Below are 1540 nucleotides of genomic sequence, written 5' to 3' on the forward strand. Positions count from 1 at the left end.
GAGCGAGAACCTCGGCGTGCACTACCACGACCTCGTCAACGCGGTGCGCGCCGAGATCCCAGCCAGCGTGCGTTCATTTCCGCAAAAGGCAGTCGCGGTCGCGACGTCTGACGATCGTCAGCGGGTGACCTTGTCCGACGGCCAGGAGATTTCGGCGCGGCTGGTGGTGGTCGCCAACGGCCTCAACAAGGGCCTTCGCCGCACGCTCGGCATCGAAAGCCAGGTCATCAGCGCCTCGCATTCCATCACCATCGGGTTCGACCTCGCGCCGCTCGGACGCCCGGCATTCGACTTCCCGGCCATGACCTACTACGCCGAGCGCGCCCGCGATCGCATGGCGTACATGACGCTGTTCCCGATCGGCGCTTCGATGCGCGCCAATCTGATGGTCTACCGGCCGCTCGACGATCCGTGGTTCACGCTGATGCGCGAGACGCCCGAAGTGGCGCTGCGTAAGCTGATGCCGCGGCTCGAGCGCGTCACCGGCGACTTCAAAGTAATTGGCCCGATCCGTATCCGCCCGGCCGACCTCTACGAGGCCCAGGGCCATGTGCAGCGCGGCATCGTGCTCGTCGGCGACGCCTTCGCCACCTCCTGCCCGGCCGGCGGCACCGGCACCGACAAGGTCTTCACCGACGTCGAGCGGCTGTGCCACGCCTACATCCCGCAATGGCTGTCCACACCCGGCATGAGCGTGGACAAGATCGCTGCCTACTACGCCGATCCGGTCAAATCGGCCGTCGATGCCCGCTCCAAGACCAAAGCGTTTCACTTGCGCAAATTGTCCACTTCGCACGGCCCGACCTGGCTGGCGAGGCGCTGGCTCCGTTTCCTGCTGCGCCTCGGCCAGGGCGTCGTGCGCCAGCTCCGGGCGACTGCGACCGCAAAGCCGCTATCCCAAGCCAAAACCCGCTCGGCCGCTTGATGCGGTTGCCGCAGGCCGGCTCATTGTGGCTTACTAACGGCCGCCGGCGCGGCGACCGTCACGCCGGCACGGTGGGCGTGGGGTCGCGGCGTGGCGTCTAGTTGGACAGAGCGAGTGCGGTATGGCGCCTGCGGCAGCCTGATGCTGACGTTGTTCGTGCTGCAATTCGGCGGCGCAGCCCTCGCCAAGGACGCTGACGACGAAGACGACGGTGCGCCGCAGCAGCCCAACGTCTATCTCGATCTGCGCAGCTATTACTCCAGCGTCCCGGCCGGCGTGCTGTCGGTCGGCTTCGGCGACAATATCGGTCTGACGCTGTCGTCTCTGTCGCGCTTCACCGCGGTGCCGACTTCGCTGTCGCTGCCGGCGAGCCGCGGCGCCGGGCTCGACATCCCGCTCACGGTCGATCTCAACGATCGTCTGTCGCTGTACGGCGGTTTCAGCGCGACGTCGTCGCAGTTCGGCGGCGGCAGCTGGAGCGATGTCGAACTGACCAGCTTCTCAGCCGGCTTTCAGGCCGACGTGTATCAGCAGAACGGCGGCTCGCTGCCGACCATCACGGTGCAATCGACGCTGACGCGGGCGCTGTCCGGCAGTCCGCTCGCCACCACCTCG

At 67.1% G+C, this 1540-nt stretch carries 1 protein-coding gene and 1 pseudogene; both read left to right on the top strand.

Features of this window, described 5'->3' with window-relative positions; translation table 11 throughout:
- A partial coding sequence (locus I5M_RS20570; protein WP_022723119.1) for an NAD(P)/FAD-dependent oxidoreductase occupies positions 1-925 on the top strand: 925 nt, incomplete at its 5' end.
- Positions 926-1039: 114 nt separating this feature from the next.
- Positions 1040-1540: pseudogene (locus I5M_RS20575) on the top strand (hypothetical protein); the annotation flags it as partial.

The sequence above is a fragment of the Rhodopseudomonas sp. B29 genome (genome assembly GCF_000333455.1).
GTDB lineage: Bacteria > Pseudomonadota > Alphaproteobacteria > Rhizobiales > Xanthobacteraceae > Rhodopseudomonas.